The following is a 15,370-nucleotide window of genomic DNA, read 5'->3' on the forward strand; positions in this document are numbered from 1 at the left end:
GTCAGTCGCGGTAACCGCCGCGACCACCACGGTCGTTGCGGTCGCTGCGGTGTGTGAAGTCGCCGGAGCGGCCACCACGGCTGTCGCCGTACTCGCGCTTGCCGCCGCGGTCGCGCTTGCCGTGATCGCGCCGGTCTCCCCCGCGTCGATCGTCGCCGCGACGGTCGTCGCGTCCGCGATACGAGCTCGGACGTCCGGACGGTGCGCCGGAGTCGGGCTGCAGCTGGATGAGCACACCCGAGATGCGGGTCGAGCGCAGTGCCTCGAGGGTCTGCGGCGACAGATCCTTCGGCAGCTCGACGAGGCTGTGATCGGCACGGATGCTGATGTGCCCGAAATCGCCGCGGCGCAGCCCGCCCTCGTTGGCGATGGCACCGACGATCGCACCGGGCTGCACGCGGTGACGCTTGCCCACGGCGATGCGGTAGGTGGTCATCTCCTGGCCGTCGCGACCGACCTTCGGCCCGTCGTCGAAGCGACGCGGCGGACGCTCGCGCTGTTCGCGCTCGCGGCGCTGCGGAACGAACGGCTCGGGATCGGCCTCCATGAGGAACGACTCGCCGTCGCGCGACAGCACCGCCAGCGCGGCCGCGATGTCGGCGAGGGGCACGTCGTGCTCGCGCTCGTAGTCCTCGATGAACGTGCGGAACAGCTGCAGGTGATCGGAGGCGAGCGCCTCGGTGATCGAGTCGTTGAACTTCGACACGCGCTGGGCGTTGACGTCCTCGACGGTGGGCAGCTGCATCTCGGCGAGCGGCTGGCGGGTGGCCCGCTCGATCGCCTTGAGCAGGTGCCGCTCGCGCGGAGCGACGAAGAGCAGCGCGTCGCCGGTGCGGCCGGCGCGGCCCGTGCGGCCGATGCGGTGCACGTACGACTCGGTGTCGTGCGGGATGTCGTAGTTGACGACGTGGCTGATGCGCTCGACGTCGAGACCACGCGCGGCGACGTCGGTGGCGACGAGGATGTCGAGCGTGCCGTTCTTGAGCTGGTTGATCGTGCGCTCGCGCTGGGCCTGCACGATGTCGCCGTTGATGGCGGCGGCGGAGAAACCGCGGGCCCGCAGGCGCTCGGCCAGGTCCTCGGTGGCCTGCTTCGTGCGCACGAAGATGATCATGGCCTCGAAGGTCTCGACCTCGAGGATTCGGGTCAGCGCGTCGAGCTTGCGCTGATGGGAGACGAGAACCCAGCGCTGGGAGATGTTCGCCGACGTCGTCGTCTTCGACTTGACGGTGATCTCCTGCGGATCCTTCAGGTACTGCTTCGACAGCCGGCGGATCGCGCCCGGCATGGTCGCGGAGAACAGCGCGACCTGCTTGGTGTCGGGAGTGTCGGCGAGGATGCGCTCGACGTCCTCCTGGAAGCCCATGGTGAGCATCTCGTCGGCCTCGTCGAGGACGAGGAACTCGAGTTCGGAGATGTCGAGGGTGCCCTTGGCGAGGTGATCGATCACACGTCCGGGGGTACCGACGATGACCTGGGCGCCGCGGCGGAGGCCGGACAGCTGTACACCGTATGCCTGACCGCCGTAGATGGGCAGGACGTTCAGGCCCGGGATGTGGACGGAATACTTACCGAAAGCCTCCGCGACCTGCAGCGCGAGCTCTCGGGTGGGCGCCAGCACCAACGCCTGGGGCCGCTTCACGGAGGTGTCGATACGCGAGAGGATCGGCACCGCGAAGGCGGCGGTCTTGCCGGTGCCGGTCTGAGCGAGACCGACGACGTCCCGTCCCTCCAGCAGCGGTGGGATGGTCGCCGCCTGAATCGGCGACGGGGACTCGTAACCCACATCCGAAAGAGCTTGCAGCACACGTGCATCGATGTCGAGATCGGCAAACGTGAGAGCTGCGGTCTCCTGGTCGGGGGCGTCTTGAATATCACTCATTTGACCAGCAGTTTATCGGATGAACCCACCTCTTCGCGCCCGGACCCGGCCGCGACCTGGGCACGAGCGCGCGAATAATGACTCACCCCACCCCGTCGCCGGCACCCGGGGCGCGTCACACTGGGCGGGTTCCGTGTCCCCGACCGAAGGATTCCACAGTGACGGCCACCCCCTCCGCGCAGGCATCCACGACGCCCCCGTCCGTCGCCGATTCCGGCATTCCGACCCACTGGTACAACATCGTCGGCGACCTCGAGGTGGCCCCGCCGCCGCACCTGCACCCCGGCACCCGCGAACCGATCACCGCCGACGATCTGGCGCCGCTGTTCGCCTCGGGACTGATCGAGCAGGAACTGTCGACCGAGACCGACATCGAGATCCCGGAGGCCGTGCGCGAGGTCTACGCCGGATACCGCACCACTCCCCTGTTCCGCGCCCGCTCGTTCGAGAAGGCACTCGGCACCCCGGCCCGCATCTACGTCAAGTACGAAGGTGTGAGCCCGGTGGGCAGCCACAAGGTGAACTCGGCGGTGGCCCAGGCGTACTACAACTCGCTCGACGGCGTCACCCGACTGACGACGGAAACCGGTGCGGGCCAGTGGGGTTCGGCCCTGTCGTTCGCGTGCGCGAAGTTCGGTATCGATCTCGAGGTGTGGCAGGTCCGCGCCTCCTACGACTCGAAGCCCTACCGCCGCTTCCTCATCGAGACCTACGGCGGCACAGTGCATCCCAGCCCGTCCGATCTGACGGAGGCCGGTCGCGCCGTCCTCGCCGAGCACCCGGACACACCCGGCTCGCTCGGCATCGCGGTCTCGGAGGCCGTGGAGGTCGCGGTGAAGGACGCCGCCGCCCGCTACACCCTCGGCAGCGTGCTCAACCACGTGGTGCTGCACCAGACCGTCATCGGACTCGAGGCCGTGGAGCAGCTGCGGGCCGCGGGTGAGGACCAGGCCGACGTGGTCTTCGGTTGCGCGGGCGGCGGTTCGAACCTCGCCGGCCTGTCGTTCCCGTTCCTGCGCGAGGTCATCCACGAGCGGGCGACCACGCGTGTCGTCGCCGTCGAGCCCGCGGCGTGCCCGTCGATCACCCGCGGTGAGTACCGCTACGACCACGGCGACATCGCGGGTCTGACGCCGCTGCTGAAGATGCACACCCTCGGCCAGGACTTCATCCCGGATCCGATCCACGCCGGCGGGCTGCGGTACCACGGCATGGCGCCGCTGCTCAGCCACACGGTCGAGCTCGGCTACGTGCAGGGACAGTCCGTGGCACAGACCGACGCCTTTTCCGCGGCGGTGCTCTTCGCCCGCAACGAGGGCATCGTGCCGGCGCCGGAGTCGTCACACGCGATCGCGGCGGCCGCGGAGTATGCGCGCGGCCTCACCGAGCCCGAGGTGATCGTGATCGGCCTGTCCGGCCACGGCCAGCTCGATCTGCCCGCCTACCACTCCTACATGTCGGGCGAGCTCGACTGAGATCCCCGTCGGTCCGTCCGGGCGGCGAATGCTCGCCCGCCCGGGCGGACCGTCCCATACTGGACGTGTGCGGTACGCCACGCGCGAGGAGGCGGGCCGGCGACTCGCCCGGTCGGCCGGGCACCTGCGTGACGCCGACCTGGTGGTTCTCGCACTTCCCCGCGGCGGCATCCCCGTCGCCCGCGAACTCGCCGCCGCCCTCGACGCCCCACTGGACGTCCTCGTCGTCCGCAAGCTGGGCGTGCCCTGGCATCCGGAACTCGCGATGGGCGCGATCGCCGAAGGCCCGGACCTCGAGTCCGGGGAGCCGACAGACGGCGTCTTCCGCGTCCTCAACGAGGACGTGATCCGGCGCGGGCGGATAGCCCCCGAATCCGTGGACAACATCGAGAGGCGCGAACTCGCCGAACTGGCCCGCCGCGCCGATTTCCTGCGCGCCGGTCGCGCCCGCATACCACTGGAGGGCCGCACGGCGGTCATCGTCGACGACGGGGTGGCCACGGGCGCGACGGCGGCGGTGGCCTGTCTCGCCGCGCGCGCATCCGGCGCCACCCGCGTGATCCTCGCGGTGCCGGTGGCCTCCCCGGAGGCGTTGCGCCGTGTGGGCCGGGCGGCCGACGAGGTGATCTGCCCGTGGACGCCGGTGGACACCGACAGCGTCGGCGCTGCGTACGCCGATTTCCATCAACTCGACGACGACGAGGCCGTCCGCCTCCTCCGCGATACCGGTACTTCGGGTACCGGAAAAGCCGACGAGACTATCCGATAGTGGTAATGCTCGTTACCGGCGGGTAGCATTGTTACGTAGATCACTGCTTATCGGACTGTAAAAAAAGGGCAAATCGGTCCGAGGGGTAATGCATTTCCCAATGACATGTGATGCAATGCACACCGACAGTATCTAACGATGGAGGGGTCACAGTGAGTGAGATTGCCGTGCCACAGTCGTTCTCGATCCCCGAGAACACGTCGATGGCCGACAGCGTCTTCCGCCACGAGAAGGAGTCGCCGGAGTTCGTGCCGTTCGAGCGGCTGGTCGACGGCAAGTGGGTTCCCGTCACCGCGCGCCAGTTCGCATCCGAGGTACGCGCCGTGGCGAAGGGCCTGATGGCGTCGGGCATCGAGCTCGGCGACCGCGTCGCGGTGCTGGCAGCGACCCGCTACGAGTGGGTGCTCCTCGACTACGCCATCTGGACCGCGGGCGGTGCCACCGTCGCGATCTACGAGACGTCGTCGGCCGACCAGGCCCAGTGGATCCTCGAGGACTCCGGGACCAAGCTGCTCATCGTCGAGAACTCCGGTCACGTCGACACCGTCCGCGAGGTCGCCGAGAACGCCCCGACCGTGCGCGAGGTCCTGCAGATCGAACCCGCGCCGGGCGGCAAGAGCGCGGTCGACGAGCTCATCGCACGCGGCACGGCGGTCACCGACGAGCAGGTCGAGGAACGGCGCAACTCGGTCACGGCCGAATCCGCGGCGACCCTCATCTACACCTCCGGCACCACGGGCCGGCCGAAGGGCGTGCAGCTCAAGCACCGTCACTTCGCCTCCGAGTCCGCCGCCTGCGGTCTCGCCCTGCCCGACTCGATGCACGAGGGTCAGCGCACCCTGCTGTTCATCCCGATGGCGCACGTCTTCGCTCGCCTGATCTCCTTCGCGGCCTTCGACAGCAAGGTCACCGTGGGCCACACCTCCGACCTGTCGACGCTGCTCGACCAGTTCGCGGTCTTCAAGCCGAACTTCATCCTGTCGGTGCCCCGCGTGTTCGAGAAGGTCTACAACTCGGCGAAGCAGAAGGCCTACGACGGCGGCAAGGGCAAGATCTTCGAGAAGGCCTCCGAGGTCGCGATCGAGTACAGCAAGGCACTCGAGAACGGCGGCCCCGGCCTCGCCCTGAAGATCCAGCACTTCGTCTTCGACAAGCTGGTCTACGGCAAGCTCAAGGCCGCGCTCGGCGGCAACGTCACCCGGGCCGTCTCGGGCGGTGCCGCACTCGGCTCACGTCTCGGCCACTTCTTCCGCGGTGTCGGCGTCACCATCTACGAGGGCTACGGCCTGACCGAGACCACCGGCGGCATCATCATGAACACCCCCGCCGCCCAGAAGATCGGCACCGTCGGCAAGCCGTTCAACGGCTGCGCCGCGAAGATCGCCGAGGACGGCGAACTGCTGCTCAAGGGCCCCCAGGTGTTCGACGGCTACTGGCAGAACGACAAGGCCACCGACGAAGCCATCCGCGACGGCTGGTTCCACACCGGCGACATCGGTGCGATCGACGAGGACGGCTTCATCTCGATCACCGGCCGCAAGAAGGAACTGATCGTCACCGCGGGCGGCAAGAACGTCGCACCGGCGGTCCTCGAGGACTCGCTGCGCGCCCACCCGCTGATCAGCCAGGTCATCGTGGTCGGCGATTCCAAGCCGTTCGTCGGCGCGCTGATCACCCTCGACCCGGAGGCACTGCCGGGCTGGCTCGAGCGCCACAACCTGCCGGCGGGCACGACGGTCGCGGAACTGATCAAGAACCCCGACCTGATCGCCGAGATTGACGAGGCCGTCGCCGAGACCAACAAGAAGGTCTCGAAGGCCGAGTCGATCCGCAAGTACCGCATCCTCGAGACCGACTTCAGCATCGAGAGCGGTGAGCTGACCCCGACGCTCAAGCTCAAGCGGAACATCATCCACGACAAGCACGGCGCCGAGATCGCAGCGATCTACAACTGACGCTCCGAACACCACCGGGCCCCTCGCAACCGCCACCGCGAGGGGCCCGGTGGTCTTCCGGGGACTGCGGTGTCAGACGGACAGGCCGCCCACGAACTCGGCGACGTCCGAGGTCACCCTGCGATGGACGGGCTCGTGGAGCAGGTCGTGACCGGCATCGGGATAGTCGAGCAACTGCGCCCGCGGCACCGCCGCCGCCCAGGCGCGCACCGGATCGATCGGGGCGAGCCGGTCGTCGACGCCGTGGACCAGCAGGACCGGCAGGTCGCTCGCACGAAGGGCTTCGGCCGTCGCCGGCAGCGCCGCGGTGCGCGGCGTACCGCACAGGACGACACCCGCGAAACGGGTACCGCCGGAGACGCCCCTGCTCAGCGCCGTCAGGACGGTGGCCGCACCGAGCGAGTGCCCCATCGCCACCAGGGGCAGACCCGACTCGGAGGCGATCCCGGCGAGCACGCCGAAGTCCTCGGCATGGCGCCCGACATCGCCCGGTGAACCGGGTTCTCCCTCCGACAGTCCGTGTCCGGCGAGGTCGAGACCCCACAGCGCGATGCCGTGGGTCGCGAGACCGGACGCGAAACGGTGGTAGTGCCCGGTGTGCTGCCCGAAGCCGTGGGCGAACACGACACCGGCACGCGCATCGTCGACCGGCCAAGACCGCCAGTGGACCCGGCCCACCGATCCGGGGAAGAACGTCAACGGCATGGACTCATTCTCGCCGGAGGCGAGAGGTCACCAGCAGCCGCCCTCGCCGCGGTAGGTGGGCGCCTCGGTGCGTCCGTGCTCGTCGACGAGATACACCCGGTCGAACCTCTCGCACAGTTCGCCGGCCTTCGCGTGGCGGAACCACACCCGTCCGCCGATGGGGATCGACGCGGCCGCGCGACCGCGCACCGGGGTCTGCACCTCCCCCGCGCCTTCCGTCCCCAGCAGCTTCAGTCCCGCGGGGCGGACCGGACGCGGGACCCGCGAGACCCCGGGCGGGCCGGATGCGATGTAGCCGCCGCCGAACAGCGTCGTGATCGACGGGGCCGGTTTCCGCACCGCGGGCAGCGCGAAGAACATCGACGGCTTCGGCGTGAACGCGCGGTAGCCGTCGAACAGGGTGGGGACGTACAGTCCCGATCCCGCCGTGGCCTCGGTGACGACCCGGTCGGCGGTGGTCACCTCGAGCGAGCCGGTGCCGCCGCCGTTGACCAGTTCGAGTCCGCCCACGACCGCTCGGACCGCCTCGACCACGGCGCGTCGGCGCGAAGCGAGTTCTCGCGCCGACAGACCCTTGACGAGCCGGACCGGCAACGAGGAGTCGGGCAGACCCGCGATCTGGGCCTCGTAGAACATCACGCCGACGACATCGAACCCGGCGGACTCGGCGCGACGGGCCAGCTCGGCCGCGGTCTCCGGGGTGCGTATCGGCGAACGCCGCACCCCGAGGTGGACCGGGCCCACTCGCAGCGACGCATCGATGTCCAGGCAGACCCTCGGGCGGAAGTCGTTCTCCCCCACTGCCTCACGAGCTGCCTCGTGGATGACGCGGAGATGCTCCGCCGAATCGATCATGAGCGTGATCGCCTGTGCCGCTTCGGGCGACGCCGCGAGACGCCCGAGTGCCGTCCGGTCGACCGTCGGATATCCCATCAGGATGTCGCGGGCGCCGTGCTCGACGAGCCACAGGGCCTCGCGCAGCGAATACGCCATGATGCCGCGAAAACCGCCGCGGGCGGTCAGTTCCGGGCCCAGGACCTCGGACAGGACGGCGCGGCACCGCACCGATTTGCTCGCGACCCGCACGGGCACACCGTTCGCGCGGCGGATCAGGTCGTCGGCGTTGCGCCGCAGGGTGGGCAGATCGACGGCGGCGAACGGCGGGTCGAGGTCGGCCGTCGCCGCCTGCACCCGGTCGAGGGCGTCGTCGTCAGCGGAAGCAGCACGGAGCACGGGCGATCCCTTCGGAAAAGGTCGGGTCGGGTCAGGAACGTTCTACGGCACGGGTCGCGATGATGTCGGCGACGACTCCCAGTTCGGTCGTGGCCGCGTCGCCGTCCCGATCGACGAGCCACCGGAGTACGACTCCGTCGAGCACGGACAACGACAGTCGTGCGAGCGTCTCGGTGGGCAGCGACCATTCGACACCGCACCGCTCGGCACAGGAGTCGAGGAACAACCGGGCCTGCTCGTCCATCAGGCGGTACTGCTCGATGGCGATGTCGCCGCCGGCGGGACTGCCGTCGGTGCGCTGCCGGAGCGAGTAGGCGGTGATCTCGTAGGTGAGGGTCTGCAACCCCGGCGTGGATTCGATCGCCGACCACATGGCACGAAGACCGGTGTGAAGCATCGAGCGGAGACAGTCGACGCCGCCGGCCTGCTGCGTGTCGACGGGCACGTCGAAGGCCGCATGCATGGCCCCGGCGAGTTCGCCCACGACGGCGTTCGCCATGGCGACGACGAGGGCTTCCTTGCTGTCGAAACAGTAGTGGACGACGCCCAGTGACACTCCGGCCTTCTCGGCGACGGCGCGGACCGTGACGGCCCCGACTCCCCCACCTTCCGCCAGTTCCAGTGCTGCACCCACGAGTTGGGCGCGGCGCTCGTCAGCAGGCAACCGATTCGGCATGACCTGATGGTAGAGGTCGGGAAAGATTCGCGAGCAGGAGTTGACTTGGACGCTCGTCCAGGTCGAAGATGAGGCATGGCCACCTGGCGCAACTGGGCGCGTACCGAGCGCGCGACACCCCGCCGTTTCGAGACTCCCGGCAGCGTCGACGACCTCGCGCGCGTCGTCGTCCGCGCCTCCGAGCGAGGCGAACACGTCAAGGCCGTGGGCGCCGGGCACTCGTTCACCGGCGCGGCCGTCACCGACGGCACGCTGATCTCGCTCGACCGGATGTCCGGTCTCGTCGCGGTGGAACCGTCGGCCACCGGCGCGCGCGTCACCGTGCGGGCAGGGACGCGACTGCACGACCTGAGCGACCTGCTGTGGACGCAGGGCCTCGCCGTACCGAATCTCGGCGACATCGACGTCCAGTCCGTCGCCGGCGCGATCTCGACCGGCACCCACGGCACCGGTGCGACCTTCCGCGGACTGGCGGCAGCCGTGTGCGGTGCGACGATCGTGCTCGCCGACGGCCGGATCGTCGACTGCTCCCCCGAACACGAACCCGACCTGTTCGAGGCCGCGCGGCTCGGCCTCGGCGCTCTCGGCGTGCTCGCGACCGTGACGCTCGACTGCGTCCCCGCGTTCCGTCTGCGCGCGGAGGAAGCACCCTCGTCGCTCCGCACGACACTCACCGCCCTCGACGAACTGCGCAGCGGTGTCGACCATTTCGAGTTCTACTGGTTCCCGCACACCGACGGCGTGCTCGTCAAACGCAATACCCGACTCCCCGGCGAGGCACCGGTGCAGCCGGTCGGGCGGGTGCGCACCCTCCTCGACGACGAACTGCTCTCCAACGGCGCGTTCGCACTCTTCCAGCAGGTCGGGACGCGAATTCCGGCCACCATCCCGGCGCTGAACCGGGTCGCGTCACGGGCGTTGTCCCCGCGCACCTTCGTCGACCGCAGCTACCGGGTGTTCGCCTCCATCCGCCGGGTGCGGTTCCGGGAGATGGAGTACGCGCTCCCCGCCGAGCACCTGCCCGAGGTCCTGCGCGAGATCGATGCGTGGCTGCAGCGCAAGGACGTTCGCGTCGGTTTTCCGGTGGAGGTGCGGTTCGCGCAGGGTGACGACGTGTGGTTGTCGACGGCCCACGGCCGCGACACCGCCTATGTGGCCGTGCACCAGTACCATCGGCGCGACCACGCGGCCTACTTCGACGGTGTCGAGCCGATCCTGCGTGCGGCGCAGGGACGCCCGCACTGGGGCAAGCTCCACTCCCTCACCGCCGACGACCTGCGCGAGCTCTATCCCCGGTTCGACGACTTCCTCGCCGTGCGCGACCGCGTGGATCCGCACCGCACCTTCACGAACCCGTATCTGCGCCGCGTCCTGGGCGAGTGACGCCCGGGCAAACGCACCCGGACGGACTCAGAGGAAGGCGGCGTCCCACGAATTGCGCCGGAGCACATCCCGTTCGGCGTCGGTGAGACCGAGCTGGTCCTTCAGTCCCGCGAGGTTGTCGTCGACGTAACCGCCGAAATAGGCGGGATCGTCCGAGTGCACGCTCACCGACAGGCCCGCCTCGAGCATGCGGCGCAGCGGATGGTCGGCGAGCGTATCCACCACGCGGAGGCGGACATTCGAGAACGGGCAGACGGTGAGCGGAATACTCTCGTCGACCAGGCGCGCCACGAGCTCGGGATCCTCGAGCGAGCGGATGCCGTGGTCGATGCGCTCGGCACCGAGCAGATCGAGGGCCTGCCACACGTATTCCGGAGGTCCCTCCTCCCCCGCGTGCGCCGTGATGTGGAGGCCTTCGGCCCGTGCCCGCGCGAAGACGTCCTCGAACAGCGACGGCGGGTGGCCCACCTCCGCCGAGTCGAGGCCGAGCGCGATGATCGGCGCGCCGAGGCGCAGCAGTTCGCCGAACACCTCGTGGGCTTCGGGCACGGGACGATCACGCACGATCGACGCGATCATCGCCGCGTCGACCCCGAACTCCCGGTATGCCCCGGCGACGGCGTCGGAGAGCCCGGCCACGACCTCGGGCAGCGGGACACCGCGTGAGGTGTGGGCCTGCGGATCGAAGAAGAACTCCGCGCGGGTGACGCCCGCCCGCGCCGCACGAGCGAAATAGGCGCGGGCGAGGTCGGCGAAGTCCTGTGCGGTGCGCAGGACCTCCATGTTCGCGTAGTACAGGTCGAGGAACGACTGCAGGTCGGTGAACCGGTAGCGCCTGCGCAGATCGTCGAGATCGCGATAGGGCAGCTCGACGCGGTTCCGCTCGGCGAGGGCGAGGATCAGTTCGGGTTCGAGCGTGCCCTCGATGTGCACGTGCAGTTCTGCGAATCCGTCGGTCACCTGATCCTCGCCATCTCTCGTTCGGTTGCCCTCGAGTGTCAGGAGCTCAGCGACCCTTCCACACAGGAGGCCGCTTCTCGGCGAAGGCGGTGGCGCCTTCACGCGCGTCCTCCGAGGTGAACACGGGCCCCATGATCTCCATCTGCTTCGCGAACGCCTCCTCGCTCGACCAGTCGGCCGAGCGGACGATGATCTCCTTGGTCGCCGCCACGGCGAGCGGTCCGTTCGCCGTGATGCGCTCGGCCAGTTCGAATGCGCCCTCGAGTGCCTCACCGGGTTCGGTGAGGCGGTTGACGAAACCGTATCCGTAGCCTTCCTCGGCGGTGAACGCGTCCCCGGTGAGGGCGAGTTCGAGGGCCTTCTGGTAGGGGATGCGCGACGGCAGGCGCAACAGGCCACCGCCACCGGCGACGAGGCCGCGCTTGACCTCCGGGATGCCGAACTTCGCGTCCTTCGCGGCGACGACGAGGTCGGTGGCCAGGACGAGTTCGGTTCCGCCGGCGAGGGCGAATCCTTCGACGGCGGAGATGAGCGGCTTGCGCGGCGGCGCCTCCGTGAAGCCGAGGCCCTTGCCGGGCACGACCACGTTCTCGCCTGCGACGAACGCCTTGAGGTCCATGCCCGCGCAGAAATTGCCGTCGGCGCCGGTGAGCACACCGACCGACAGGGAGTCGTCGCTGTCGAGCTGGTCGACCGCCTCGGCGAGCGCGTGGCTCACGGCGGCGTTGACGGCGTTGCGCGCCTCGGGCCGGTTGATGGTGATGACGAGAACGCGATCGCGTCGTTCGAGCAGGACTACGTCGGACATGGACACACCTCTCCACTACGGAAAATGCCGGTTCACCCGGTTACAGGCTGTATACCCGACGAGAACCTGTTCCAGGGTTCACGACACCCGGACGGCGATCTGATCGACGAAGCCCTCGTCGTCGATGCGCACCTGATCGCCCGTGCGGAACCAGCCGTCGTCCGTGAACGCCTCGTCCGCGGCGCACGGATCGCGCCAGTAGCGGCGGGCCACGCTCGGTCCGCGGCAGAGCAGTTCGCCGACGCCGTGCTCGGCGTCGGGTCCGAGCAGTGCGACCTCGATCCCCCCGAACGGCACGCCGACACTGCGGGGATGGCGGGCGCGGTGTTCCGAAGGCAGCAGCAGGCCGATGCCGCCCGTCTCCGCGACACCCCATCCCCGCACGAAACGTGAGGCGGGGAAGGCGGCGCGGAGATGGCGCCACGGTGCGCGGATCACGCGGGACCCCGAGACCACGACGGTTCCCCCGAAGGCGAGTGTGGGCAGCAGTTGGACGCTGCATCCGACCGCCGTGGACAGCGGCGCGGTCAGCACCGTCCGTACGCCGTCGCCGACGAGATCCATGGCGTGGGCGACGGCTTCGATCGTCGACAGCACGTTGGTGTTGGTCAGTTCGACGCCGCGCAGTCCACCACCGGCGACGCGCACGTAGTAGAGCACCGCGAGTTCGTCCGGTGACGCGCCACCGTCGAGGAAGGCGACGCCGTCGGGAAGATCGGAGTCGAGGGTGAGTACCGCCCCGCTGTGGACCTCGACCTCCGCCGCCTCCTCGGGGCTGCAGCTCGGGTCGGGGAGCACCGGGACACCGCCGGCGAGGACCACGCCCAGGAAACCGATCAGCCAGCGGACGCCGTTCGGCTGGTGGATCACCACCCGGTCGGCGGGGCCGACGCCCTGATCGAGGAGGCCACCGGCGACGCGGGCGGCGGCGGCCCACAGTTCGCGGTAGGTGAGGGTGCGGCCGCATCGGTCGACCACGGCGACGCGGTTCGCGAAGCGCAGCGCACTCCGGTCGAGCAGCTCGGCGAGGCACGGCTCCAGGCAGTCGTACTGGAGGATGCCGCTGTCGCGGCGAGTGACCCGATCGTCCCGGAGCCAACGACTCCCTGCAGGAATTTCCACTACGGCCACCGACATGCCACCTCCCACCCGGCGTGCGTGCCTGCACTATATGGCGTGGATCACAGCCATGTGAGGAAACGACGGGTCACGGACACCTCGGAGGGCGCCGCGGGTGGTCGACGGATCAGCCGTCAGGCGCTCGCCGGCGCCGAACGCTCCTCGGCGGCACGCTGTTCCTTCTGGCTCGCGGGCCGGTCGAAGGCGAGCACGGCCACGAGCCCGACGAGCAGGATGCCGGCGGGTAACCACAACGATTCGGCCATCGCCGCGGCGAACGGTTCGCGCAGGGGCTCCGGCAGGACCGCGCCGGACGTCTCCATCTCCGCCACACCTCCTCCTCCCCCGCCGACACCGTTGGCGGTCAACCGCGCCGCCATGATCGCGCCGAGAGCGGCACTGCCCATCACCGCGCCCACCTGACGCGTCGTGTTGTACACACCGGAACCCGCGCCCGCCCGGCTCGGTGCGAGACCGTTCGTCGCGGTGGCCGAGAGCGGCGACCAGATGCCCGCGTTCGCCACCCCGATCAGGGCGATCGGGAGCAGCAGCTGCCAGATCTCCGCGTCGGGGGTCATCACGAGGGCGAGCCAACCCAGTCCGATGGTGAGCAGCGAGAAGCCGGTGCCCGCGATCAGTCGCGGATGGGCCCGGTCGACGAGCCTGCCAACGAGCGGCGCGAGCACCCCGCTGAAGACCGCCATCGGCACCATGAGCATCGCAGCACCGGTCGGGCTCAGACCGCGCACCGACTGGGCGTAGAACATGATCGGCAGCATGACGCCGGTGATGGCGAAACCCATCGTCGCGATGCCGATGTTCGCCAGCCCGAAGTTGCGGTCCCGGAACAGCGACAGCGGTACGAGCGGTTCACCGCGGTTGCGCGACTGCTGGACGACGAACACGACGAGCAGCACGATGCCCAGGCCGATCAGTGCCCACACGCGGGCGGTCCACTCGAACGAGTTGCCCTCCTGGATCCCGAACACGAGACAGAACAGGCCGGCACCGCTGAGCAGCATGCCGAGCACGTCGAAGCGGTGCGGGCTCGTGGGCAGCACGGGCACGTACCGCACGGCCAGCGCGAACCCGACCATCCCGACGGGCACGTTCACGAAGAAGATCCACTCCCAGCCCAGGCCGTCGACCAGGACACCGCCGGCCAGCGGCCCGACGAGTGTCGCGACCCCGGCCACGGCGCCCCACAGTCCCATCGCGGTTCCGCGCCGCTCACGCGGGAAGATCCGCGTCACCACGGCCATGGTCTGCGGCGACATGAGCGCCGCGCCGAACCCCTGGAAGACGCGGGCGACGATGAGCATCTCGATCGTCGACGAGAAACCGCACCACAACGACGCGATCGTGAACAGCACCAGCCCGCAGAGATAGACCCGGCGCTGACCGAAGCGGTCGCCGAGGCGGCCCGTCACGAGCAGCGGCACCGCGTAGGCGAGCAGATACGCGCTCGTGACCCACACGACAGCGGCGATGTCGGCCCCGAAGGTCCGCATGATCGCCGGGTTGGCGACGGCGACGATCGTGCTGTCCACCAGGATCATGAAGAAGCCCAGGCACAGGGCGCCCAACGCCGCCCATCGGGCACCGTCGGACATCTCCACCGCCACATCGGACCCGCGTTCGCGCGTGCCCACCTCGCTGTCGTCGCTCACCGGACCTCTCCCCTCGTCGGCGGTCTACGGTAGCGGGGTGGACCCGCACATCTCGAGCATCGCCGCCCTCGCGTGGTGTCGTGCACTGGGCCTACCCGACGGCGCTCTCGTCGAACCCGGGTGCGTCACGCGCATCGACGACTCGGTCCGCGACGTCCGACTGCTCGCCGTGGGACGCACCACCGCGATCGTCGGACCCGGCACCGCGGTCTTCCGCCTCGCGGCCGAACCCGACCCGGCCGAGATCGACGCCCCGAACGCCGAGCTCGTCGTGGCAGGCCACGCGGGTCGCACGGAGATCCTCGCTCTGTGCACCGACTGGATCGACGCGACACGCGTCGAGAACCCGCTCATCTCCGACGACCCCGAGGACCTCGCCGAGCTACTGCGGTGCTGCCCGCCCGACGACGTCACCGAGGCAGAACTGTCGCCGACGGGACCGTCGCGCGTGTTCGTGTTGCTCGACGACGATCACCGTCCCCTCGCCGGCGCGGCCTACAGCGAACTCGGGTCGTTGCTGGCCGACGTGCGGGTGCTGACGACACCGCCGGCGCGCCGGCTCGGGCTCGCCTCGACGGTCGCGACGCTGGCGACCCACGACGCGCTCGATGCCGGACTCGTCCCGCTGGCCCGCATGCGCCGCGACAACCGCGGTGCCCGGACGGTCGCGGCGGTGTCGGGATACGACATCTGGGGAACCCTCGTGACGGTTCGGGTTCCACCCGGGAAGTGACG

At 69.5% G+C, this 15,370-nt stretch carries 13 protein-coding genes; 5 read left to right on the forward strand and 8 right to left on the reverse strand.

The window, feature by feature from the left end:
• Position 1 precedes the first annotated feature (1 nt).
• On the reverse strand, positions 2 to 1,882 hold the full coding sequence (locus ACPCXD_RS15880; protein ID WP_423660263.1) for a DEAD/DEAH box helicase: 1,881 nt from the start codon (positions 1,880 to 1,882) through the stop codon (positions 2 to 4).
• Positions 1,883 to 2,040: 158 nt separating this feature from the next.
• Between ACPCXD_RS15880 and ACPCXD_RS15885 the strand changes: the two genes are divergently transcribed.
• The 3 genes from ACPCXD_RS15885 (at position 2,041) to ACPCXD_RS15895 (ending at position 6,081) form a co-directional block, all read left to right on the forward strand.
• Positions 2,041 to 3,357 (forward strand): TrpB-like pyridoxal phosphate-dependent enzyme, encoded by a 1,317-nt coding sequence (locus tag ACPCXD_RS15885; protein ID WP_088896712.1) that lies wholly within the window; start codon positions 2,041 to 2,043, stop codon positions 3,355 to 3,357.
• 67 nt (positions 3,358 to 3,424) lie between these two features.
• Entirely contained in the window at positions 3,425 to 4,126 is a 702-nt protein-coding gene (locus ACPCXD_RS15890; protein WP_423660265.1) for a phosphoribosyltransferase, read from the forward strand.
• 152 nt (positions 4,127 to 4,278) lie between these two features.
• Positions 4,279 to 6,081: an AMP-dependent synthetase/ligase gene (locus ACPCXD_RS15895; protein ID WP_145692645.1), complete on the forward strand. Its 1,803-nt coding sequence runs from the start codon at positions 4,279 to 4,281 to the stop codon at positions 6,079 to 6,081.
• Positions 6,082 to 6,153: 72 nt separating this feature from the next.
• On the opposite strand, the gene ACPCXD_RS15900 is transcribed toward ACPCXD_RS15895, so the two are convergent.
• The 3 genes from ACPCXD_RS15900 to ACPCXD_RS15910 are packed head-to-tail and all read right to left on the reverse strand — an operon-like array spanning position 6,154 to position 8,695.
• Positions 6,154 to 6,786 carry an alpha/beta fold hydrolase gene (locus ACPCXD_RS15900; RefSeq protein WP_160874788.1) on the reverse strand — a complete coding sequence of 211 codons (633 nt, stop codon included), beginning with the start codon at positions 6,784 to 6,786 and terminating at the stop codon, positions 6,154 to 6,156.
• Between the two features lie 27 nt (positions 6,787 to 6,813).
• Positions 6,814 to 8,019, reverse strand: a complete 1,206-nt coding sequence (locus ACPCXD_RS15905) for an alanine racemase (protein WP_423660267.1) — start codon at positions 8,017 to 8,019, stop codon at positions 6,814 to 6,816.
• A 31-nt stretch (positions 8,020 to 8,050) separates the two neighbouring features.
• Positions 8,051 to 8,695 (reverse strand): TetR/AcrR family transcriptional regulator, encoded by a 645-nt coding sequence (locus ACPCXD_RS15910; RefSeq protein ID WP_026061099.1) that lies wholly within the window; start codon positions 8,693 to 8,695, stop codon positions 8,051 to 8,053.
• Positions 8,696 to 8,770: 75 nt separating this feature from the next.
• On the opposite strand from ACPCXD_RS15910, the gene ACPCXD_RS15915 reads away from it, so the two are divergent.
• Positions 8,771 to 10,078 carry a D-arabinono-1,4-lactone oxidase gene (locus ACPCXD_RS15915; protein ID WP_160874792.1) on the forward strand — a complete coding sequence of 436 codons (1,308 nt, stop codon included), beginning with the start codon at positions 8,771 to 8,773 and terminating at the stop codon, positions 10,076 to 10,078.
• 27 nt (positions 10,079 to 10,105) lie between these two features.
• Here ACPCXD_RS15915 and ACPCXD_RS15920 read toward each other — a convergent pair whose 3' ends face one another.
• From ACPCXD_RS15920 to ACPCXD_RS15935, 4 genes are all read right to left on the reverse strand, one after another.
• A complete protein-coding gene (locus tag ACPCXD_RS15920) occupies positions 10,106 to 11,038 on the reverse strand; it encodes an adenosine deaminase (protein WP_423660270.1) in 933 nt (310 codons plus the stop codon).
• A 46-nt stretch (positions 11,039 to 11,084) separates the two neighbouring features.
• The gene (locus ACPCXD_RS15925) at positions 11,085 to 11,846 is read right to left on the reverse strand and encodes a crotonase/enoyl-CoA hydratase family protein (RefSeq protein ID WP_423660272.1); all 762 of its coding nucleotides are present in this window, start codon (positions 11,844 to 11,846) and stop codon (positions 11,085 to 11,087) included.
• 78 nt (positions 11,847 to 11,924) lie between these two features.
• A complete protein-coding gene (locus ACPCXD_RS15930) occupies positions 11,925 to 12,968 on the reverse strand; it encodes a class I adenylate-forming enzyme family protein (RefSeq protein WP_016691993.1) in 1,044 nt (347 codons plus the stop codon).
• Positions 12,969 to 13,099: 131 nt separating this feature from the next.
• Entirely contained in the window at positions 13,100 to 14,578 is a 1,479-nt protein-coding gene (locus tag ACPCXD_RS15935; protein WP_423660407.1) for a DHA2 family efflux MFS transporter permease subunit, read from the reverse strand.
• Positions 14,579 to 14,672: 94 nt separating this feature from the next.
• Here ACPCXD_RS15935 and ACPCXD_RS15940 point away from each other — a divergent pair, with 94 nt between their 5' ends.
• On the forward strand, positions 14,673 to 15,368 hold the full coding sequence (locus tag ACPCXD_RS15940) for a GNAT family N-acetyltransferase (RefSeq protein WP_120284080.1): 696 nt from the start codon (positions 14,673 to 14,675) through the stop codon (positions 15,366 to 15,368).
• Positions 15,369 to 15,370: the final 2 nt, after the last annotated feature.

The sequence above is a fragment of the Rhodococcus sp. AB351 genome (genome assembly GCF_049538275.1).
Taxonomy (GTDB): Bacteria; Actinomycetota; Actinomycetes; order Mycobacteriales; family Mycobacteriaceae; genus Rhodococcus.

Bases quoted from the DNA above. Each gene is read 5' to 3' on its own strand.
- ACPCXD_RS15910 (WP_026061099.1), bottom strand. From the start codon at position 8,695: ATGCCGAATCGGTTGCCTGCTGACGAGCGCCGCGCCCAACTCGTGGGT.
- ACPCXD_RS15925 (WP_423660272.1), bottom strand. From the start codon at position 11,846: ATGTCCGACGTAGTCCTGCTCGAACGACGCGATCGCGTTCTCGTCATC.
- ACPCXD_RS15880 (WP_423660263.1), bottom strand. From the start codon at position 1,882: ATGAGTGATATTCAAGACGCCCCCGACCAGGAGACCGCAGCTCTCACG.
- ACPCXD_RS15935 (WP_423660407.1), bottom strand. From the start codon at position 14,578: ATGTCCGACGGTGCCCGATGGGCGGCGTTGGGCGCCCTGTGCCTGGGC.
- ACPCXD_RS15915 (WP_160874792.1), top strand. From the start codon at position 8,771: ATGGCCACCTGGCGCAACTGGGCGCGTACCGAGCGCGCGACACCCCGC.
- ACPCXD_RS15900 (WP_160874788.1), bottom strand. From the start codon at position 6,786: ATGCCGTTGACGTTCTTCCCCGGATCGGTGGGCCGGGTCCACTGGCGG.